This window comes from Flavobacterium psychrotrophum (genome assembly GCF_003403075.1).
GTDB classification, from domain to species: Bacteria; Bacteroidota; Bacteroidia; order Flavobacteriales; family Flavobacteriaceae; genus Flavobacterium; species Flavobacterium psychrotrophum.
Genome location: NZ_CP031557.1, coordinates 4,605,150 through 4,625,440 on the forward strand (window position 1 = coordinate 4,605,150; position 20,291 = coordinate 4,625,440).

General features: G+C 43.2%; 16 protein-coding genes. 6 read left to right on the forward strand and 10 right to left on the reverse strand.

Going from position 1 to position 20,291, the window contains the following annotated elements; genetic code table 11:
* Positions 1 to 54: 54 nt before the first annotated feature.
* The gene (locus tag DYH63_RS20050; protein WP_116790486.1) at positions 55 to 2,616 is read right to left on the reverse strand and encodes an adenosylcobalamin-dependent ribonucleoside-diphosphate reductase; all 2,562 of its coding nucleotides are present in this window, start codon (positions 2,614 to 2,616) and stop codon (positions 55 to 57) included.
* 279 nt (positions 2,617 to 2,895) lie between these two features.
* On the opposite strand from DYH63_RS20050, the gene DYH63_RS20055 reads away from it, so the two are divergent.
* Positions 2,896 to 3,663, forward strand: coding sequence for a DUF2490 domain-containing protein (locus DYH63_RS20055; RefSeq protein ID WP_116790487.1), 768 nt, complete (start codon positions 2,896 to 2,898; stop codon positions 3,661 to 3,663).
* Between the two features lie 2 nt (positions 3,664 to 3,665).
* Here the strand turns inward: DYH63_RS20055 and DYH63_RS20060 are convergent, their stop codons facing one another.
* From DYH63_RS20060 to DYH63_RS20080, 5 genes are all read right to left on the reverse strand, one after another.
* A complete protein-coding gene (locus DYH63_RS20060) occupies positions 3,666 to 4,301 on the reverse strand; it encodes a YiiX/YebB-like N1pC/P60 family cysteine hydrolase (protein WP_116790488.1) in 636 nt (211 codons plus the stop codon).
* Positions 4,301 to 4,999 carry a tRNA pseudouridine(55) synthase TruB gene (truB, locus tag DYH63_RS20065; RefSeq protein ID WP_116790489.1) on the reverse strand — a complete coding sequence of 233 codons (699 nt, stop codon included), beginning with the start codon at positions 4,997 to 4,999 and terminating at the stop codon, positions 4,301 to 4,303. Before truB ends, DYH63_RS20060 begins: the two co-directional genes overlap by 1 nt.
* Before the next feature lie 7 nt (positions 5,000 to 5,006).
* Positions 5,007 to 5,819: an undecaprenyl-diphosphate phosphatase gene (locus DYH63_RS20070; RefSeq protein ID WP_116790490.1), complete on the reverse strand. Its 813-nt coding sequence runs from the start codon at positions 5,817 to 5,819 to the stop codon at positions 5,007 to 5,009.
* 3 nt (positions 5,820 to 5,822) lie between these two features.
* Positions 5,823 to 6,137 (reverse strand): DUF3098 domain-containing protein, encoded by a 315-nt coding sequence (locus DYH63_RS20075; RefSeq protein WP_116790491.1) that lies wholly within the window; start codon positions 6,135 to 6,137, stop codon positions 5,823 to 5,825.
* 128 nt (positions 6,138 to 6,265) lie between these two features.
* A complete protein-coding gene (locus tag DYH63_RS20080; RefSeq protein WP_116790492.1) occupies positions 6,266 to 7,138 on the reverse strand; it encodes a cell division protein FtsX in 873 nt (290 codons plus the stop codon).
* A 194-nt stretch (positions 7,139 to 7,332) separates the two neighbouring features.
* Between DYH63_RS20080 and DYH63_RS20085 the strand changes: the two genes are divergently transcribed.
* The 3 genes from DYH63_RS20085 (at position 7,333) to DYH63_RS20095 (ending at position 12,854) form a co-directional block, all read left to right on the forward strand.
* Positions 7,333 to 11,016, forward strand: a complete 3,684-nt coding sequence (locus tag DYH63_RS20085; RefSeq protein WP_116790493.1) for a leucine--tRNA ligase — start codon at positions 7,333 to 7,335, stop codon at positions 11,014 to 11,016.
* Positions 11,017 to 11,364: 348 nt separating this feature from the next.
* A complete protein-coding gene (locus tag DYH63_RS20090) occupies positions 11,365 to 12,054 on the forward strand; it encodes a hypothetical protein (protein ID WP_116790494.1) in 690 nt (229 codons plus the stop codon).
* A gap of 98 nt (positions 12,055 to 12,152) precedes the next feature.
* The gene (locus DYH63_RS20095; protein WP_116790495.1) at positions 12,153 to 12,854 is read left to right on the forward strand and encodes a zinc metallopeptidase; all 702 of its coding nucleotides are present in this window, start codon (positions 12,153 to 12,155) and stop codon (positions 12,852 to 12,854) included.
* A gap of 80 nt (positions 12,855 to 12,934) precedes the next feature.
* Here the strand turns inward: DYH63_RS20095 and DYH63_RS20100 are convergent, their stop codons facing one another.
* From DYH63_RS20100 to DYH63_RS20115, 4 genes are all read right to left on the reverse strand, one after another.
* On the reverse strand, positions 12,935 to 13,858 hold the full coding sequence (locus DYH63_RS20100) for a glycoside hydrolase family 16 protein (protein ID WP_116790496.1): 924 nt from the start codon (positions 13,856 to 13,858) through the stop codon (positions 12,935 to 12,937).
* Between the two features lie 84 nt (positions 13,859 to 13,942).
* Positions 13,943 to 14,413 carry an Lrp/AsnC family transcriptional regulator gene (locus tag DYH63_RS20105; protein ID WP_116790497.1) on the reverse strand — a complete coding sequence of 157 codons (471 nt, stop codon included), beginning with the start codon at positions 14,411 to 14,413 and terminating at the stop codon, positions 13,943 to 13,945.
* A 150-nt stretch (positions 14,414 to 14,563) separates the two neighbouring features.
* Positions 14,564 to 16,444 (reverse strand): glycoside hydrolase family protein, encoded by a 1,881-nt coding sequence (locus DYH63_RS20110; RefSeq protein WP_116790498.1) that lies wholly within the window; start codon positions 16,442 to 16,444, stop codon positions 14,564 to 14,566.
* Between the two features lie 190 nt (positions 16,445 to 16,634).
* Positions 16,635 to 18,005 carry a saccharopine dehydrogenase family protein gene (locus tag DYH63_RS20115; RefSeq protein WP_116790499.1) on the reverse strand — a complete coding sequence of 457 codons (1,371 nt, stop codon included), beginning with the start codon at positions 18,003 to 18,005 and terminating at the stop codon, positions 16,635 to 16,637.
* 115 nt (positions 18,006 to 18,120) lie between these two features.
* On the opposite strand from DYH63_RS20115, the gene DYH63_RS20120 reads away from it, so the two are divergent.
* Together DYH63_RS20120 and pckA are read left to right on the forward strand one after the other, a co-directional pair.
* A complete protein-coding gene (locus tag DYH63_RS20120) occupies positions 18,121 to 18,504 on the forward strand; it encodes a DUF423 domain-containing protein (RefSeq protein ID WP_116790500.1) in 384 nt (127 codons plus the stop codon).
* Between the two features lie 81 nt (positions 18,505 to 18,585).
* The gene (gene pckA / locus DYH63_RS20125; protein ID WP_116790501.1) at positions 18,586 to 20,187 is read left to right on the forward strand and encodes a phosphoenolpyruvate carboxykinase (ATP); all 1,602 of its coding nucleotides are present in this window, start codon (positions 18,586 to 18,588) and stop codon (positions 20,185 to 20,187) included.
* The last annotated feature ends 104 nt before the right edge of the window (positions 20,188 to 20,291 follow it).

Here is a 20,291-nt window from a genome sequence, read left to right on the forward strand (position 1 = left end):
AAAAATCCGTTCCCTAAAAGAGAACGGATTAGTGTACTTAACATATATTTATGCTTAACCGCATTTAGATGAACCACAGTCATTGCAGGTAAGGCAGCCTTCCTGGTAGATAAGGTTGGTACTGTTACAGCTGCTGCATTTTTGCCCGGTTGCCACGGTACCATCGGTTATGTAGCGTTTCAGGGCGCGGGCAACACCGTTTTTCCAGGTGTTAATGCTCTCGCTGTCCAGTTGCAGGCTGTTGATAAGGTCTACTGCCTTTTCTATCTGCATACCGTGCCTTAAGGTTCCTGATATCAGCTTTGCATAGTTCCAGTACTCCGGGTTAAACTTATGCGAAAGCCCTTCGATAGTAGTCTTATAACCACGTGTGTTTTTATATTGAAAGTCATATCGGGTGGTGCTATCCTCATTTTTGTTTTTGATGATAATGCCCTCATTAACCCAGCGTGGCAGGGCAATGCCGTCCTCATCATCGGCAAGGCCGGTAAATATTTCATAAGGCCGACCTTCTATAAGCCCTATAAAAGCAATCCATTTGTCCTTGCTGTTCTGGAAACGTACCACATCAGCCTCAAGTGTTTGCGGCCTTTTTAATGGGAAGGGTGTAAGCCCGTCTGCTGTGGGTGCCGCTTTTTCTTCCTTCTTTTCAGAAGCAGCGATCAGTACCCCGCTGCGCGAACCATCGCGGTAAACGGTAACGCCTTTACATCCGGCTTCCCAGGCTTCCATGTACAGCTGGGCGACCATTTCTTCGGGTGTTTCGTTTGGTACGTTTATGGTGACAGATATAGAGTGGTCTACCCATTTCTGGATGCGACCCTGCATACGTACTTTGTTTAGCCAGTCTACATCATTACTGGTAGCCTTATAGTAAGGTGATTGCGCTACTATTGCATCAAGGTCTTCCTGACTGTAGTTTTTAGAAGTGTCAAGCCCGTTGATTTCCATCCACTCTTTAAAGCGGTGGTGAAAAACAACATACTCTTCCCAGCTGTCGCCTACTTCGTCTATAAAGTCTACACGTACATCTTTATCATTAGGATTTACCTTTCTGCGGCGTTTGTAAACAGGCATAAATACAGGCTCAATACCAGATGATGTTTGTGTCATCAGGCTGGTGGTGCCGGTAGGGGCTATGGTAAGCAGTGCAATGTTGCGGCGGCCGTGCTCTGCCATTTCGTAGTACAACTGGCTGTCGGCTTCTTTAAGGCGCAGCATAAAAGGATTGTCTTTTTCGCGTTCGGCATCATAAATACCAAAAGCGCCACGCTCCTTCGCCAGGTTAACAGATCCGCGATAGGCTTCAAGGGCTAAGGTTTTATGTAGTTCTTCGGCAAAGTCTACGCCCTCATCACTACCGTAGCGCAGGCCAAGTGCGGCCAGCATATCACCTTCGGCAGTTATGCCAACACCGGTACGGCGGCCTTCATACGCCTTATGGCGAATGTTTAACCAAAGTTTTTTTTCAACTCCTTTTATTTCCTCACTTTCAGGATCGGCATCGATCTTAGCGAGTATGGTGTCTATTTTTTCAAGTTCGAGGTCAATAATATCATCCATTACCCTTTGTGCCACGGCTACGTGTTTTTTGAATAAAGGGTAGTTAAACGATGCTTCTTTAGTAAACGGTTTTTCTACATAAGACAGCAGGTTGATGGCCAGCAATCGGCAGCTGTCATAGGCGCAAAGCGGAATCTCCCCGCAAGGGTTGGTAGATAGTGTTTTATAGCCTAGGTCGGCATAACAGTCAGGCAGTGATTCTTTAATGATGGTATCCCAGAACAGGATACCCGGTTCGGCAGATTTCCATGCGTTGTGAATAATCTTGCCCCAAAGTGCTTTTGCGCTGATATTTTTAGAATATGCAGGCACGGTGCTAAATATCGGGTATTTCTGGATGTAGTTTTCATCGGCCTTAACGGCACGCATAAAGGCATCATCTATACGTACAGATACGTTAGCACCGGTTACTTTGCCTTGCTCCATTTTGGCATCAATAAAATCTGATGCATCCGGGTGGTTTACAGAAACGGATAGCATTAGCGCACCACGGCGGCCATCCTGGGCTACCTCGCGGGTAGAGTTGCTAAAGCGTTCCATAAACGGCACCAGTCCGGTAGAAGTGAGTGCTGAGTTTTTTACAGGCGAACCCTTTGGGCGTATGTGGCTCAGGTCGTGCCCCACGCCACCGCGGCGTTTCATAAGTTGTACCTGCTCCTGGTCGGTCTTCATGATGCCGCCATAAGAGTCGCCGTTATCATTGCCTATAACAAAACAGTTAGACAGTGATGCTATTTGGTACGGGTTGCCAATGCCCGTCATGGGGCTGCCCTGCGGTATCAGGTATTTAAAGTCTTTTATAAGGGCAAATACTTCATCCTCGCTTATCGGGTTACTGTATTTTTTTTCTACACGTGCTATTTCGCTTGCAATACGGCGGTGCATGTCATCGGGCGTGCGTTCATAAATGTTGCCATCGCTGTCTTTAAGGGCATATTTGTTAACCCAGACGGTTGCGGCAAGGCTGTCGCCTTTAAAATATTCTAACGAAGCTTTTACGGCTTCTTCCTGGGTGTAGGTAAGGGGCGTGGTGTTAAGGGTGGTAGTATTCATAACTGGGTAAATTTTGACAAGAAGTGTATCCTCTGGTTAAAACAAAGTTAATTTTAAAATAACTAATAAATAGTTAAAATTAAAAATGTTTACAAATTTAACTAATTAAGTGTTTGTATTTCAAACGTATAATAATTTATGAACATGAAAAAGTTTACAAATTATTTTATAAATATGATTTTTATCATTAAAATATTCGCTATGATATATTTTCGATAATCCAAATTGTTTCCAGATTCAGGTGTAATATTTGTATAAGAAAAAGAAAACCTTACTGTTATGAAAGTATTACCTGTTTTACTTATTTGCCTGTTTTTAGATTATACTAATGCCAATGCCCAATTAAGTCCCCCGGGTTTGGGAGATACGCACGATGCCTTTTGGTCGGCAATTGGAGTGCAGCAAAAAATAGACGAAAAAACTACCTCGATGACATATTTCGGCGAAGGCCGTATTAGTGGTGCCGGCAGTAATGATATGATGAAAGAACAGTCGATACTGGTGCTTAATGAAGAGGTGTACCGTGCTGTAAACAAAAACTGGAAATACAGCTATGCTCTTAGTTACCGAAGGCAGGACCAGTATGGTAATTACAGCCCGTATGAGTTAGAACATCTCGCAAAACAGCTGGAATTCAGGGTCTATGGCAGGCTGAGTAATACGACAACAGTGAGCCGCTTGAAATGGAAAAATACCATAAGGCAGGAAGTACGTAAATTTTACACGCCGGATTTTGATAATCCCGAAGATGTGATGCAGCTGCGCACGCGTTTAAAAACACAGGTTTCACTGCAACTTGGCAGTACTAACGAAAACCGCCTTACAGGAAGTGCTGAAGCCTTATTTTCGATAAGTGATGAAACCAATGCGGGCTGGGGAAGTTTTGGGTATAAGGAAAGCAGGTTTTGTTTTTATTACTCGTATGCGCCAAAGTCGCTGCCCGTAACTTTTGATGTGGGTTATATGAACGACCTGATGGGATATGGGCATGATGCTGCCGATGCTAATTACTTAGCATTTGATATTATCCTGGAAAATCCTTTTTAAAACTAAAGCTTGCTGAGGTTGCCTAAGACGTCTATCTTATTGCTGGTAGAAATTCCGCCCGGGTTGCAGCCGGGCTGCCCTTCGGGAATGGGCTTGTTGATGGCTTTATAATATTCAACCCACGCCGGAAAAAAATCGCTAGTGCCGGGTTGCTTGTAGGTCATTGGGTAAAGTGTAAAAAAGGGCTTGCCACCGTTGGCAAACATAAAGGCATCATAAATTAATTCAGAGCAGTAATACGCGCCATTACTATAAACATATTCAGGATCATAGGGTACACCAAGCTGTTTAATAGAAAAAGCAATGGCTTGCGGAACAAGGTTTTGGTGTTTCTTTTTAAGCCGTGCTACGAGCATAGGCTTCGCCGTGTTTTTAGAGAATTTTTCCAGTGTATTTAAACGCACGGCCTTTCCGGCAGCTTCCATAATGTAAAGAGTGTCGTTGCGGTGTACCACCATGCCCATATGGCTAAAGTCGGCGCCTTTGTAGCCTTCAGTCACGGCTTCTATGGCGTCGCATAAAGGGCCGCAGTCCATATCCTGAAAAATAAGGTCGCCGTCTTTTAGGTCTTTTACACTAACAGTTTGTGCCGATAAAAACATCGGAAGTAAAAGCAGTATGTAAAGAATCCGTTTCATTATTCGGCAGGAGTAACAGCGTCTTCAAAATCATTTGGAGATATCGCGTCTTTCACATCAAACTCGCCAATTTTAGTACGCCTTAATGCAGTAAGGTGTGCGCCGCTGTTTAAGGCTGCGCCAAAATCAAATGCCAGCGAACGGATATATGTACCCTTGCTGCACACTACGCGGAAATCTATTTCCGGCAGGGCAATACGGGTAAGTTCAAATTCGTAAATGGTGGTTTTGCGTGAAGCTATTTCTACTTCTTCGCCTTTTCGGGCATGTTCATACAAACGCTTACCATCTTTTTTAATGGCCGAAAAAACCGGAGGTTTCTGGTCGATCTCCCCGATGAATTGCTGTAGCATTTCGTTTATAAGGTCTTCTGTAATATGGTCTGTAGGGAACGTTTGGTCAACTTCAGTCTCCAGGTCGTAAGACGGGGTAGTGCCACCCAGCATAAAAGTGCCGGTGTACTCTTTTTCCATCCCCTGAAGTTCTGATATGCGTTTGGTAAACTTACCTGTACAGATAATAAGCAGGCCGGTAGCAAGTGGGTCTAACGTGCCGGCATGGCCTACTTTTAGCTTTTTAAGACCAAGGTGTTTTTTAAGTGCCCACTTTACTTTATTAACAGCCTGAAAAGAGCTCCAGGTAAGTGGCTTATCGATAAGAAGGACTTTGCCTTCGGTAAATTCTTCCGGAGTGTACAAAACGAGATTATTTATACATTGTAAAATAAACCAGTAGTGCTGCCCCGGCTACAATACGGTACCAGCCCCACGGCTTGAAACCGTATTTTTTAATAACACCTATAAAGCCTTTGATGGCTATAATGGCTACTACAAAAGCAATAACGTTGCCTAAAAGAAATATTTTAAGGTTATCACCTTCCATAAGCATTTTGTAGCCTTTAACCTCCGCGCCCTCAGGGCCGTAATCTTTCAGTACAATAGAGTACACCGTTACAGCAAGCATAGTAGGTACAGCAAGAAAGAAAGAGAACTCGGCTGCCGCCTCACGGGAAAGTTTTTGCTGCATACCACCAATGATAGATGCTGCGCTACGGCTCGTGCCCGGCATCATGGCAAGGCATTGCCAAAAGCCTATGGTTACCGCTTTCTTTATGCTAATATCTTCTTCTTTAAAAACCTCAGGTTTTGTAAAAAGGTTTTCTATAAACAATAAGATAACCCCGCCTACAATAAGCATGATGGCTATAGGTACAGGGTCGCCAAGAACGGCATCGATCATGTCGTCAAACAATTTGCCCAGTAATAGTGCGGGAATAACGGCACAGGCCAGTTTTACATAAAAATTAAGGCGGCTAAAGTCAAAGAATTTTTTCCAGTACAGGGCTACAACAGCCAGTATGGCGCCAAATTGTATGGCGGTCTGGAAAAGTTTTACAAAAGGGTCTTCCTGTATGCCGTAGTATGAACTTGCAAAGATCATATGTGCGGTAGACGAAACGGGTAGGTACTCAGTAAGCCCCTCAATAATGGCAAGAACGATAGCCTGTATAAGATCCATGTATTATTTTGTGTTTTTAAAGTTTTTGATGGCTTTATCTTCCGGAAATGTTTCGCCTGAATTAACAGTAACGGCTTTCGGATTTGGGTTTTTTAGTATGGCATATATGGTAACGCCAAAACCAATAATTACTACGGTAGGTGCAAGGCGTATCCTTCTCCAGCTAAAAAGCTCATCTTCATTAAAAACATTAGGGTCGGCGCTACCGCCGCCACTCATTAGTATAAAGCCAAGTGCTATAACAGCAAGGCCTATAAGTAATATTTTGTAGTTTACCTTTTCAAAAAGGAACTCGGTTTTTAAAGGGTTGTTTTCCATTATGAGTTGTAAAGTTTTTAAAGTCTTAAAGTTTATAAAGTCAGCTACACGGCTGCCGTTATTTAAAATTCATCATTCAAAATTTAGAATAGAAAAGCGTCTGTCATCTATCCGTCTTCTCAAACAATCTAATACAAATCGTCTGTCCTTAAATTCAAGAAGCGTTGTGTGGCAAAAAATGTACTTATTGTTGCGATGATGATGCCAAAGCCCAGTACGCCTGCGAGTACAATGGCTGTAGGAATCCAGTCTTTCCAAATGGTTAGTTCCGGGAACGCGCCATCTAACCAGTATACTAAATAAATAAGTGCCAGTATGCTTAACAGCGACCCTATTAGTCCCAGTTTAATGCCTTTCCAGATATACGGTTTACGGATAAACGATTTTGTAGCGCCTACCATCTGCATGGTTTTGATCGTAAAACGGTGCGAATATATGGATAGCCTAAGCGCGCTGTTTATAAGCAGCATAGCCACAATAGCCAGTACGCCGCTAATAATCAATATCCAGAATGTAATTTCGTTTATGTTTTCGTTGGCTTTGTCTACCAGTACATTATCATAGCTAATGTCGCCCACGGCAGGGTCACTGCGCAGCTCTACTTCGATGTCTTTAATGCTGTCCTTTTGTACAAAATCGCCCTTAAGGTGGATGTCGTACGAATCCAGAAGCGGGTTTTCGTCCAGCAGGGTTTCGGCATCAGCCATAAGGTCCGGGTTGTTTTTGGCAGCGTCTTCTTTGCTTACAAACTTGTAGTCCTTAATAAAGGCGCTGTTTTGCAGGCGTGTGCCAAAAGCCTTGGTAACACTATCGGTAGCTTCGCGCTTAAAGTATACCGTCATGGGGATGTTCTCCTTAACGTAGCCCGAAATTTTCTCGGTATTAATAACAAATAATCCCAGCGCTCCCAGCAGGGTAAGCACGATGAAAATACACAGTACTACAGAGAAATACGACGATATTACCCTGCGTTTCTGGAACTTTTCAAAAGATGATGCCATAGGTTTTTTGGAATTTAGCGGTAAAAATAAATAAACTAATCGGGAAGTCATAGTTTATAACGCCCAAAGTTTCTACATTCGTACAATAACCGTAAATTTGCTTCTTTTAGCCGCTGAGCCATTGAGCTGCTGAGCTGCTGAGCCTTCCATACGGGGGCTTTACGACTTTATGACTTTCAACTTTAAGACTAAGTATGCGCTACAACCACAACGAAATTGAAGCCCGCTGGCAAAAATTCTGGGCAGAAGACGGCACTTTCCGTGCTGAAGATAACTCTGATAAACCAAAATATTATGTGCTCGATATGTTTCCGTACCCAAGTGGGGCAGGGCTGCATGTGGGCCATCCGCTGGGCTATATAGCCAGTGATATTTATGCGCGCTACAAACGCCACCAGGGCTTTAATGTGCTGCACCCGCAGGGGTATGACAGTTTTGGACTTCCGGCAGAGCAGTATGCCATACAAACCGGGCAGCATCCCGCCATTACTACCGAAACTAATATTAACCGCTACCGCGAACAGCTGGATAAAATAGGCTTCTCTTTCGACTGGGACAGGGAGGTGCGTACCAGCAACCCCGAATATTATAAGTGGACACAGTGGATATTTATCCAGTTGTTTAACTCATGGTACAATAAAGATACGGACAAGGCTGAAGACATTGCTACGCTTACTGCAAAGTTTACAGCAAATGGAAATGCAAATATTAATGCCGTAAGCGATGATAACATTGCTGCCTTTACGGCTGATGACTGGAACGGTTACACCAAAGCCGAACAGGAGCGTATTTTACTACAGTACCGCCTTACCTACCTTGCCGAAACTGAAGTGAACTGGTGTCCTGCGCTGGGCACAGTACTGGCAAACGACGAAATTATAAACGGCGTGAGCGAGCGCGGCGGCCACCCGGTTATCCGTAAAAAGATGACGCAGTGGAGTATGCGAATATCAGCTTATGCTGAGCGTTTACTACAGGGGCTTGATACCATCGACTGGACAGAATCGCTTAAGGAAAGCCAGAGGAACTGGATAGGAAAATCAGTTGGGGCAAGTGTGAAGTTTAGGGTTATTACCTCGGACCTCACCCCCAGCCCCTCTCCAAAGGAGAGGGGGGCTAGCTTCACTCAGGCTGGACAAACAGAATCTGGCCCCGGGTATATGACTGCTGATAGCACCAATGCTAAGGAACTTGTGCAATTTGCCAGGGCTAACAGAAAAGGGGCTACTGAAGCAGAAGCACTTTTGTGGGAAGCGGTAAGAGATAAAAAGCTTGGATATAAAATAAGAAGACAACATTATATTGGCAACTACATTGCAGATTTTGTTTCTTTAGATAAAAGGCTGGTAATTGAACTGGATGGAGGTTATCATGATGCTCCTGAACAAAAAGGGCTTGATGAAGCAAGAACTTTAGATCTTGAGCAAAAACATTCTTTTAAAGTACTTCGTTTTACAAACGCGGAAGTACTTAATGATATCAATGAAGTACTTTCTAAACTACGTATAGCACTAGACAACCGCAAATCTTATAAAGAGGAGCAGCATTTGAGTGAAGCTGCTCCCCTCTCCTTTGGAGAGGGGCTGGGGGTGAGGTCTGAAGATGATAAGAATCCGGGCATCTTAGAAGGCCTTGGCCTTAAAAACTTCATCAGCGACCTTACCGGAAACTTCGACGACCATACCTATGAAGAGCAATACATAGAAGTATTTACCACACGCCCTGATACTATTTTTGGTGTTACGTTCATGACGTTGGCACCAGAGCACGAACTGGTTGCTAAAATCACTACGGCGGAGCAAAAAGCTGCGGTAACCGCATATGTAGAAGCTACTGCAAAGCGCAGCGAGCGCGAACGTATGGCTGATGTTAAAACCATATCGGGAGTATTTACAGGGGCATATGCAGAGCATCCGTTTACTAAGGAGCCAATACAAGTATGGATAGGCGACTACGTACTTGCCGGTTACGGCACAGGCGCAGTTATGGCGGTACCTGCGGGCGACCAGCGTGATTATGATTTTGCCAAACATTTTGGCATTGAGATAAAAAACATTTTTGACGGACAGGACATCAGCACTGAGGCTTATGGCGCTAAAGATGGCGTAAAACTTCAGGACTCAGACTTCCTGGATGGCGACGATTATAAAACGGCAACCAAAAAAGTTATCGAAGCGCTGGAAGGCATAGAGCAGGGCAGGGGCAAGACCAATTACCGCCTGCGCGATGCCGTGTTCAGCCGCCAGAGGTACTGGGGCGAACCGTTCCCGGTATATTATGTAAACGGTATGCCGCAGATGATAGATAAGGCACATTTGCCAATTCGCCTGCCGGATGTAGAGAAATATTTACCTACCGAAGATGGTCAACCACCATTAGGTAACTCATCTGAATGGGCGTGGAGCATTGCCGAAAATAAGGTAGTAGCTAACGGCTTTATTGACCATGTTACGGTGTTCCCTCTAGAACTGAATACCATGCCGGGCTGGGCAGGAAGCTCTTGGTACTGGCTGCGTTATATGGATCCGCATAACGATGATGAGTTTGTATCAGATAAAGCAGAAGCCTACTGGCAGAACGTTGACTTATACATTGGCGGTAGCGAGCACGCTACAGGCCACTTATTGTACAGCCGTTTCTGGAACAAGTTCCTTAAAGACCGTGGCTTTGTACAACAAGAAGAGCCGTTTAAAAAGCTGATCAACCAGGGGATGATATTGGGTACGAGTGCTTTTGTCTATAGATTGTCGCCTACGTTTTGTGGTGCTATAAATGGTCAAAATTATGATTACGATTATGAATCTGGATTTGGATGGGGTGATGATAATCTATTCTTTTCAAAAAGTCTCTTAACGAATACTTCAAATCAACATCCGGACTATATAAAAAATGACTTTTTGGTAAATTTCTTTGAGAAAGATTTAGCTGATAAATTGGCAACGCTGGATTTTACAGAGATAATATCTGAAGATATAGTTGAGTTATTAGAACTTAGGAATAAAACTATAAAAGAACAAACCGAAATATTAAAATTGAACACATTATTCTGTGTAAATAAAATTCCGGCAGATGTGTCTTTTGTTAATTCTTCCGATGAATTGGATATAGAAGCTTTTAAGAATTGGAGGTCTTATTATAACAATGCAGAGTTTGTTACTGATGAAAACGGCAAATACATTGTAGGTCGCGAGGTCGAAAAAATGTCTAAGTCTAAATACAACGTAGTTACTCCGGATAATATTTGTGAGGATTACGGTGCTGATACCCTTCGTTTATACGAAATGTTCCTTGGACCCTTAGAACAGGCTAAACCGTGGAATACCGCCGGTATTACAGGTGTTTCGGGCTTCCTTAAAAAACTATGGAAACTGTATTTTGATGATAACGGACTTATTGTTACCGCTAACCCGGCAAGCCCTGAAGCGTATAAGATACTGCACCGCACAATCAAAAAAGTACAGGACGATATCGAGAATTTCTCGTTTAATACATCAGTAAGTTCGTTTATGATCGCCGTTAATGAGCTTACCGCCATCAATTGCCACGAGCGTTTAATACTGGAGCCGCTTGCCATTATCATTGCGCCTTATGCACCACACATTGCAGAGGAACTTTGGCACCGCCTTGGGCACCAGGGGAGTGTGAGTAAAGTGGCGTTCCCACTGTTCCAGCCGGAATATCTGGTGGAAAGCAGCAAAGAGTACCCGGTATCCTTTAACGGTAAAATGCGCTTTAAGATAGAGCTTTCACTTGACTTAACTAAAGAGCAAATTGAAGCCGCCGTAATGGCCGATGAGCGCACCATACAGCAACTAAACGGGCAGCAGCCTAAGAATGTAATTATCGTGCCGGGCAAGATTATTAATCTTGTGGGTTAGTGCCTCACCCCCAGCCCCTATAACTCCTGTTTTGTTATTGACTTTTTGAGTCGTTGAATCTTCGATTTCCAAAGGAGAGGGGAGTGAGCTTCACTCAAGCATTCAGTCATTGCGAGGAGGAACGACGAAGCAATCTTTTGCCTTATTATTATAAGATTGCTTCATGCTTCGGAATCATTATAATACCGTTCTCTGCTCCCCTCTCCAAAGGAGAGGGGTCGGGGGTGAGGTTGAATCCGCACATTCCATAAAACGAATGTGCGGATTTTTCATTTTAAGAAATTTAACAGGAAAAAATGGCACGCTCTTTGGTTTGCCAAAAGTATCAATCTATATAAACCATTCAACATGAAAAAAATCTTACTATTAGGGGCATTATGCTTCTTCGGGGTTCAGTCATCAATCGCACAAGAGGTTAAAACCGATTCAACAACTACAAACACAAATCGCGCTAAGCGCAACTTTTACATTGCGGGTGGGGCACAGTTTGTTGATTTTAAACTAAACGACAAACTAAAGGCGTCTAACCTGCCGGAGGTAAAAGCAGGTGCTTTTGAATTGTCTATTGGTGTTAACAAAACAGGAAAAGATTTTTCGTCTGACCTGGAGTGGAACGTTGATTACTATGCCGACGGTAAAACCCCGGCTGAGCGTGTCCGCTTTTTGTCTACCGGCGTTAAATGGAGGCCTCATTATGTAGTGTCGCAGTCTAAAGACATGATCTTTACAGCAGGGCTAGACCTTTCGTGGGTTTTAAATAGCGTAAATATCTATACCCGTGGCAATGTTATCGACCTTAATAACCTTAACCCTGCAGAACACAGTGGGCACATAAGCCTGTATAACCAAAACGTTTATTTAGGGCCATCGGCTTCATTTGGGGTATTCCAGGATAGTGAATTCCCATTAAGGCTTACCGCTGGCTATGAGTGGAACGTGGCGCGCGCCAGCTGGAGATCTGAGGTGGCTCAGGTAGCCAATACCGTTAAAGAAGGTGGACAGGGACGTTTCTATGCAAAAGTAATATGGTATCTGTAACAACAGGTATGACAAAATAACAGGAGCAAAGCCAGTCTGCAAAGATTGGCTTTCTTTTTGCTGTAAACCTGTTACACTAATTAAAAAGAAAAGAAGAAATGATAGGATATTATGTGTTGATAGGAATTATAGCACTCGTAAGTTTTGCTGTAAGCTCTAAGTTAAAAAGTAAGTTCGATTTTTACTCGCGCGTGCGTTTACAAAATGGCATGAGTGGTGCAGAGATTGCCCAGAAAATGCTTAACGATAATGGCATTTATGATGTAAGGGTAATATCTACTCCCGGCCGCCTTACTGACCACTATAACCCGCAGGATAAAACCGTAAACCTTAGCGAGGCTGTATATAATGAGCGCAATGCCGCTGCGGCTGCGGTTGCTGCCCACGAGGTAGGCCATGCCGTGCAGCACGCCACGGCTTATAACATGCTTAAGCTGCGCACTAATTTAGTGCCTATGGTTAATGTAGCTTCGGGCTTATCGCAATGGCTTGTAATAGGTGGGCTTCTACTGGGCGCTGCCGCAAAATTCGGATTTGGGTTTTACATAGCTGTGGCCGGGCTGGTACTTATGGCATTTGCTACGGTGTTCAGCCTTATTACGCTTCCGGTAGAATATGATGCCAGCAACAGGGCGCTGGCATGGCTAAAGAATAAAAATATGCTTGCCCCTAATGAATATGCCGGTGCGCAGGATTCGCTTAAATGGGCGGCGCGTACTTATGTGGTAGCCGCCATAGGTGCGGTAGCAAGTTTACTGTACTGGGCACTTCAGGTTTTTGGAGGCCGTTCAAGGGATTAATCTCCCTTTCTATATATATGATGGAAAACCGCTTCAGTAGTACTGAAGCGGTTTTTTTTGAATTGAGCTGTTCTATAAGTTTATTCAGACCTGTAAACTTTTACCCAATCTACATACATGGTGCCGGTAGTAATTAAAGTAGGGTCGAGATTATGGAATATATTACCGCCTACTGCCAGATTAAGTACAATATGCTGGGGCTTTCCATGAAATTGGGGTATAAATTCGTTTCCGGGTTCAGTATGTGGTTTTGTCTCTACTGCTTCTCCGTCAAACATATATATGAGGCTATCACGCGACCAGATTACCTCATATATATGATAGTCTTGTGTAATGTCTGGAGAAACATTTACTATTTTGGCTATAAGGCGGTCTACGGTTGTAGGCTGGGCTATATTAGCTCCGTAAAAGTAATCTGTATTATAAGAACGCGGTGCCTGCCCTATTGCTTCCACAATATCAATTTCTCCATGTGTAGGCCATGGGTCTTTGTAAGACCAAAATGCAGACCACATGCCATATCCCGGAGCCGCTTTTACGCGCGCGCTTATGCGTATTTTTTGTGTAGGTGTTGTAGGTGCAAATTCAAAGTTAGATTCAATTCTTCCTGAGGTATAGCCAAAATTTGCCAGCCAGGTACCGTGCGGATCTCCTATGCCCCTTACACTCTCTTTTTTTGCTGTAATGCTTAGAATTCCGTTCCTTACTTCGAGGTTAGCCGGTTGATAATGCTGAAGCTCCCCATTAAAAGCGCCACTGTTCCATATTTGCCATCCGGAAAGGTCACCGTTAAAATTGTCTTCATAAATCTTAGTATAGCCTTCGTTTTCCAAAGGGTCTTTAGTGGCGGTAGCAGGCTCAGTGTTGGGTGTGGTAATAGTGTCAGTTACATCTTTGTCGGAGTCAAGTGTTTCATTGTCATCATAAGTACACGTGTAAACACTGGTGATACATATAACCATTAATGAAATAATGATTAAAATAATTTTGTTTTTCTTTTTCATGACGGTGTGTATTTAAAGTTCATTTCTAAAAATTTCTCAATACCCGGCCCTTAATCATTGTCTTGTTTTACCCAGCCTTTGATGCTATAACTGTATTTGCCGTTCTATCTGCTGGTCGAGCGATATAAATGTTTCTGTGCGCGATACCCCATTAATGGGTTGTATTTTAGTGTTTAGTAGTTGCATCAGGTGTTCGTTATCGCGGCAGATAATTTTTATCAGTATACTCCAGTTTCCTGTGGTGTAGTGACATTCGAGCACTTCCGGTATTTTTTTAAGTTCTTTTACAGCTTCGGCATTACTCGCAGCCCTGTCCAGGTAGATGCCTACAAATGCCATGGTGCTGTAGCCGAGTACTTTTGTATTTACTATAAACTTAGAGCCGGATATTACCCCGGCCTGTTCCAGCTTGCGCAGGCGCTGGTGTATGGCTGCACCGGATATCCCTACTTTATTTGCAATTTGTAAGATGGGCTTTCGGGCATCTTCCATAAGGTCGCGTAGTATCTCTTTATCAATACCGTCTATTTCAATTTGAAGTGAATTTATCTTCATGAATTGTAAATTTTAATCAAAAATACAATTTATGCTTACATATTGTATGCTAAAGTAATCTTAAGATATTAGTGCGTTATGCTATTTTTAAGAAAGGCTGCCAGATAAATCTGGCAGCCTTTTTAAATTAGTGTGTAGTTATGTGTAGAATTACACATTCCATCGTATAAAATTTCTTGCATAAAGTCCTTCCGGACCAAAACCTTCTTTGACCTCTGCCGGTATCATGTTGAAAAATTCGGCTGTTGAAGCAATGCCCTTTACATATATCCAGTCTGCGGTATTTAAGCCCTGGTTGTTTACATAAGTGGCGCTGCTAAAATTGTTTATGCGGTTATTGCCTATGCGTCCACTAAATTTTGCCCACGGCTGGTCTGGGTTAATAAGTTTCTCGTTGTCGTCGAGCCCCACAGGTATAAGTTGGTTTTCAGATAGGTATGGAGTCCATTCTGTACCCGCTTTTTTACTAACCAGGTCTATAATATTTACCGGTACGCCTTTCGCCTCCCACGTGGTTATCCAGTCGGGGTCATTTAATTTTAGCGCGTTGTATGATGCATGGCCATTTTTTGCAACCCTTACCACAGGGTGATTACCCTCGGTTTCATATTCTCCGGGAGAAAAACGTGTTGTTATACTGCCGTGTTCGGCAAAGCCTACATTTACTACATTTTCGCAATCGGGAGTTAGAGTTACCTCGATCCACTCCAGGTCGCCCTGATGAATACCATAATTACTAATGATACAGGTAAAATTGCTGCCAGCCCTTAACGCTCTCACCGTTTGAGGCCCCTGGTAGGCGTATAGAAAAATGTAGGTAAGCACTATGTTGTAATCTACCCTTCGTACTGTGTAATACATTGGTGCAGAAATATTGACGCCATTAGCCTGACCCCTAAATGCGGTAGGCAATATTTCAAGGTAATATTCTTTTCCGTTATAGGTTGCAAGGTCCTGTTGTGTAGGTCTTGAAATACCCGTCCAGGCGCTGTAAAGCATAATGCCATCATTATTGCCACCATCTGCGGTAATTACATAAATGTTGTTATTGGCAATTACTGCCTGAGGCGACCCGTTTCCGTTGATGCCGGTATACCCTTCCTCTGTCCAGGTAACACCGTCGTTTGTAGAGCAATACATAATGCCGTTGCCTTCATGATCCCTGTAGAACAAGTGCAGTTGGTTCTGGTCTGCTACAAGGCATGGACCATCGCTGGTTTTTGTATTGCCAACATGAAAACTTGCAGCTTGTTGCCATTTAACGGCATCGGGAGATGTAATGTGCATTATGCCATTACCACCGCCATCGCGAAACATAATGTGGTAGGCACCTTTAAACCATGCAATGGTAGGCGACATGCCCCTGCCGGTAGTAAACTGTGTATACTGGCCTTTAAAATCGGCTCTGCGGGGTTCTGCCTTATCAGTAAAAGCAAGCATAATGCCGCTACCTCCACCGTCTACGGTAGTAACAAAAAGACGGTTGTTAGCAATAAGGGCATGAGGCACACCATCGCCGTTAATACCTATATATTCCTGAGGTGACCAGTTTTCGCCGTCGTTAGAATAACGGTGCATTATGCCATTACCATCAATATCGCGGTAAAAAAGATGCAGTTTATCTTTATAGGCAATAACACTTGGCCCGCTGCTGGTTCTTGTATCTGCAACATGAAAATATTTTGCCTGTTTCCAGTTTACAGCATCGGTAGAGATAATGTGCATGATTCCATTTCCTCCATGATCCTGAAACATGATGTGGTAAGCACCTTTAAACCAGTCCATGCTTGGTGTCACTCCTTTGTTTGTCCTGTAGGGCGGATGGGTTACTGCCCCGCGTTTCCTTAAAATACTTTTATCAAGTATAAAGTCAATAGAGCAGGGAAGGTAGCGCTCTTCAGATCCTGCATCGGCATCTTTGTAAAAAGTAACTTTTGGCGCAAATTTAAGTGCCAGGTCATGAAAGGCATAAGCGGCAGATTGCAGCGTGTTATCTGCCGGGCTTGTTTGGGTAGTAGATGTTTGTTCCATAATGTAAGATGTATGATTAGTAATTATTTATACATACAAGGTTACACCGATTCAAACTTGTAGTTTAAGGTAGAAACACCTGATTTTTGAAAACATAAATGTAAAGTATTGAAAAACAAATATTTATATTTTAAATAAAAAAGCCTTCCCTGATAGAGGAAGGCTGTAAGGTGCTGAAGCTTTGGCTTTTTTAGCTCGCCACGTTTTGCGGGTTGTAGCCCATATATGGCATATGCTTTTCGTTAAAAATAATGCCGTAGGTTTCCAGTTCTTCAAGTATAGGAGTGTAAACCTCTCGTGTAATGGGTAGCTGTACCCCCGGCGTAGTTATTTTACCATTTAGTATTTGCAGGGCTGCAATAGCAACAGGCAGGCCAACGGTTTTAGCCATAGCGGTATAGGTTTGGTTTTCGCCAATACAAACCATGGTGCTGTCTATCTGTTCTTTTTTGCCGTTAAGTTCATAGCCAAATTTATGGTACATCACGATCATGTCTTTATCTTCCTGATCCAGCGTCCATTTATCGCCCAGTATTTTTTCCAGTATCTGTGCCGGGGTAGCATTGTGCAGCCCAACAATCTTATTCGGGTTAAAAAGATCCAGCTCCTGTAATTTATCCCATTGGATGTCGTCTTGGTCTATCTTTAGTATATGGCGCAGTTTTAGTTCTACCGAATCTGTAGGGTGGTACGGTAAAAAGGAATTGGTAAAGTCGCGGTAGCTCATGTTTTCACTATTTTCCATAGTATAACTGTCATCTGTCATACCCAGGGTAACAAACATATTCCATGATTTAGAATAGCCTACACGGCGCAGGGTACCACGGTATAGCGTAAGGGCATTGTCAAGGCCATAAACGCTGCGGTACTTAAGCGAGTCGCGGTTAGCGTAGCCTTCAAAACGGCCGTAACCCTCTACCTCCATAAACTCGGTACGGCGAAACAGTTTATTGTACGGAATGTATTTGTAGGTACCTTCCTGTATAAATTTTGCCGCGCCGCCCTGTCCTGCCAGCACTACATTGCGCGGATTCCAGGTAAACTTGTAGTTCCACAGGTTGTTATCACTTTCGGGCGCTACCAGGCCACCGCAAAACGATTCGAATAATAATACTTTACCACCTTTATCGCGAATGTCATCAATAACCTTCATGGCGCTCATGTGGTCTATGCCGGGATCGAGTCCGCATTCGTTCATAAATACCAGTCCGGCTTCTTTTACCTGCGTGTCAAGATCTGCCATTGCAGGGCTTATGTATGATGCGGTAACCATGTGTTTTTTGTAGGTTATGCAGTCTTTAGCAACTTCAAAATGCAGGTGCGCAGGCAGCATGCTTATTACAATGTCTGCACGGCTTATTTCGTCATGGCGTTGCTGTTCATTAAATATATCAAAGGCAATAGCCCTGGCATTAGGGTGGCCGTTAGTTTTGCGTGCGGCCAGCTCAGCAGAAAGGTCGCCTATGGTAATGTGCAGGTTTTCAGGAGCTGATTTTTCTAACAGGTAGTCTATGAGGTATGTTGCCGATCGTCCTGCGCCGATAATTAGTATATTTCGCATTTCAGAGTAGTTGTTTTTTGTAACACGAAAGTAATAAAATGTTATATCTGGAGGAAGTTTTTTTATTGTTAAATCTTCAGAAGTTGTTAACTTTACGTCATTAATTTTACATAAAATGGAAAAGAAGATAGTTACGACTGCGGCATTTTTAGGTTTTACAGGAATTATACTGGGCGCGTTTGGTGCACACGGGCTTAAGAAAATCGTGGAGCCGGAATCTGTTCTTGTATTCGAAACCGGAGTACGCTATCAAATCTATCACGCGCTCTTCCTGCTCTTCATTGGCACTACTGCATTGCTTACAGAAAAAACCAAGAAACATATTTTTACATTAGTAATAATCGGAACCTTGTTTTTTTCAGGATCCATCTATCTGTTGGCTGTAAATACCCTGCTTCCTTTTGATTTTGCTAAATTCGGATGGATCACTCCTATTGGAGGATTGTTACTTATATTAGCCTGGGGGTTGTTATTTTTGAATATAATTAAACGAAAATAACGTTTCGCTCGTAATTTTTTACCAAGTAAAGGATTTTTGTTATCTTTGAGGCCTGAAATAACCCAAACACAGCCTTAAATTATGGATAACTACGGCCTTTTTACGAAAACGATTGCGTTAGAAATCCCAGGAATTACTGGGGCTACAATGAGGTACCAGCTTTCGCCGGAAGAACTTCACAACATTACCATTGAAAAAGGGCAGGGGGCAGAAACTGCTACCGGTGCACTAGCCATTAACACAGGAGCCTTTACAGGAAGGTCGCCTGAAGACCGATTTATTGTAAAAGATGCCATTACAGAAAACAATGTTTGGTGGGGAAAAGTAAACATACCTTTTGATACTGATAAGTTTGATGCCTTGTATGATAAGGTTACAGCCTATCTTTCAGGTAAAGAGATTTATGTGCGAGACGGTTATGTTTGCGCAGATTCTAACTACAGGCTTAACGTAAGGAGCGTAACAGAATATGCGTGGAGCAACCTGTTTTGCTACAATATGTTTTTGAGGCCAAAGCAAGAGGAGTTAGAAAACTTTTCGGCAGACTGGCATGTAATATGCGCGCCGGGCTTTAAGGCTAACCCTGAGGTAGACGGTACACGCAGCACAAACTTTGCGATACTTAACTTTACCCGTAAAATTGCTCTTATAGGCGGTACAGGCTACACTGGCGAAATGAAGAAAGGTATTTTTAGTGCGCTTAATTTTATATTGCCGGTTTTTGAAGATACACTCCCTATGCACTGTAGTGCAAACGTGGGTAAGGATGGCGACACGGCCATATTCTTTGGCTTATCCGGTACCGGAAAAACCACGCTGAGTGCAGATCCTGCACGCAGGCTTATAGGTGACGACGAGCACGGCTGGACGCGTGAAAACTCGGTATTTAATTTTGAGGGCGGTTGCTATGCTAAAGCCATAAACCTGACCGATGAGCACGAACCTGATATTTTCCGTGCCATAAAAAAAGGCGCTTTGCTCGAAAATATAGTGTTTAAACCGGGTACTAACGAGGTAGATTATGAAGATGTAAGTATTACGCCAAATACGCGCGTAAGCTACCCAATAGATTTTATAAATGATATACAGCCCGGATCTGTAGGGCATAACCCCAAAAATATATTCTTTTTAAGTGCCGACTCGTTTGGTATACTTCCTCCTATCAGTAAGCTTACACCGGCTCAGGCGGCTTACTGGTTTATATCTGGTTATACGGCTAAGGTAGCAGGTACAGAAGAAGGTGTTAAAGAGCCGCAGCCTAATTTTTCGGCTTGTTTTGGCGCACCTTTCATGCCGTTGCACCCTGCAAGTTATGCAGAGATGCTGATAGAAAAAATGAGGGATACCGGCGTAAATGTATGGCTTATAAATACCGGATGGACCGGAGGTGCTTACGGTACCGGCAGCAGGATGAAACTGCGCTATACCCGTAGCATGATAACAGCCGCGCTTAATGGCGAACTTGATGCTGTTGAATACATTGCAGAGCCTTACTTTGGATTAAAGGTGCCGCAAAGTTGCCCAAATGTGCCTGATGAGGTTTTAAACCCAAGGGATACATGGAATGATAAAGAAGCCTATGATGAAAAAGCTAAAGAATTAGCGCATAACTTCAGGAAAAATTTTACTAAATTTGAGGAATTCTCAAATAACGAAATTATCGCCGGCGGTCCGCTGGCATAATTGTGGATTTTAGAATAGATGTTTTTGGAAAGGCTGCCCGGGGACGGGCAGCTATTTTTTATTAAAGTAGTATATTCGCTTTTAAAACAATCCGATTTTTACCT